General features: G+C 69.2%; 1 protein-coding gene. It reads left to right on the top strand.

What is annotated here, in order from left to right; all coding sequences use genetic code 11:
- Positions 1-754 (top strand): GGDEF domain-containing protein (locus KBX53_RS34785; RefSeq protein WP_210864017.1); only part of this gene is annotated, 754 nt, incomplete at both ends.

Genomic DNA, 754 nt, shown 5'->3' with positions numbered 1-754 from the left:
GGAGCAGGCGCGGCGCGGCCGTGTGGCGAGGTTCCGGGCGGTGTTCACCGGAGCTGCGATCGGGATCTGCATCGCCCGCGTGGACGGCCGGATCATCGACGTCAACCAGGCGTTCGCCGACATGCTCGGCTACTCGATCGAGGAGTTGCGCGAGATCAACGTGGCGGGGCTGTTCCACGCCGACGACGCCGCCGGGATGTGGGAGCTCTACCAGGAACTGATCGAGGGCAAGCACGACGCGGTCCGGGTGGAGAAGCGCTACTACCGCAAGGACGGCAGCGTGGTCTGGACGGATCTGGCCGTCTCACTGATCCGACACGAGGGACGGCCACGATTCACCGTCGCGATGATGGAGGACATCACCGAGCGGTACCAACTCCAGCAGCGCCTGCGTTTCCAGGCGCTGCACGACCCGCTGACCGGGCTGCCCAACCGGACGTTGTTCTTCGAGACGTTGGGACGGGTGCTGGACACCGCGGGTGTCGGGCAGCGGGTCGGGGTGTGCTTCCTCGACCTGGACGGCTTCAAGGCGATCAACGACAGCCTCGGCCACGACCTCGGTGACCGGCTGCTGGTGATGATCGGTCGCAGGCTGGCCGCGTGCGTGGCCGACCACGGTCACCTGGTTGCCCGGATGGGGGGCGACGAGTTCGTGATCCTCGTCGCGGGCGGCGACGACGCCGACGACCCGGTCGCCGTCGCCGAGGCCGCGCTGGCCGCCGTCGCGGCCCCGGTCCACGTCGGTGAGCACCAG

Source organism: Micromonospora sp. M51 (assembly GCF_018070305.1).
Lineage (GTDB): Bacteria > Actinomycetota > Actinomycetes > Mycobacteriales > Micromonosporaceae > Micromonospora > Micromonospora parva.
This window is presented reverse-complemented; position numbering and strand designations above follow the sequence as displayed.